The organism is Vibrio sp. 1069 (assembly GCF_033340555.1).
Genome location: NZ_JAWOWP010000234.1, coordinates 1 through 815, shown reverse-complemented (window position 1 = coordinate 815; position 815 = coordinate 1). Strand labels below are relative to the sequence as shown.

Here is an 815-nt window from a genome sequence, read left to right as displayed (position 1 = left end):
AGCGTAAGAATATGCAGCGGCAAAAGGAAGTAGAGCAACACGCAGCTCTTTATCTGATAGGCTGGTAGCTGAAAGCAATTGCTCAAACTGCTGCGCTGAAAGAGTAGCATCAAAATCGTCGGCTAGGACGATAGGAGCAAGTTGTTTTGAAAGTGCTTCAGGAGCGCTTGCTAGCGCCTGTTCAATGCGACTTTTCATGTTGAATCCTTGTTATTGCATGGACAGTTATTCTATGCAAAGGAGAGAAATGTTCCGTGCTTTAGATCACGTTAAATAATGCAATTGATATTTCTGTTACATAATTAGAGTGAGCTCACACATGTATTCGATTGCAATCGTGTTGAGCGTTAACTTCGTCTCATAAATAACTATATCAATGGATATTCATATACCCAAGTAATGAAAATATGCTAGCAGCGAAAGATAGCGTTTAGTTATGAATCTTGTTGGGACACGTTAGATGGGAAGTGTGCTTTGTAGCGAAAAGCGTTTTCAACGGCGCACTACGATGAGAAAAGGAAAGTGACGGCCTGTCGGAAGGAGGACTGACCGTCACAATGACTTATTGATATAGCCAGACTGCTAAACCAAAAAAGCTCGGAGCGAGAATGGAAGTGATGATGCCGCATAGCACCAACGCTAACGATGAAAATGCAGCGTCGCCAGGTTGTTTCTCTGCGCAAGTCGCAGTACCAAGCGCGTGCGATACTGTGCCCATCGTCAAACCACGAGCAATTGGGTGCTTAATGCCGATTAGGTTGTAGATTGGGTACGCCAAAATAGCGCCAAGAAGACCTACGATCAGTACTAAGATT

Annotated in this window: 1 protein-coding gene and 1 pseudogene; both read right to left on the bottom strand. The window is 43.9% G+C overall.

Annotated elements, in window-relative coordinates:
- Positions 1-198, bottom strand: a pseudogene (locus R7040_RS25685) (cytidine deaminase); the annotation flags it as partial.
- 364 nt (positions 199-562) lie between these two features.
- Positions 563-815 (bottom strand): LrgB family protein (locus tag R7040_RS25680; RefSeq protein ID WP_318097458.1); only part of this gene is annotated, 253 nt, incomplete at its 5' end.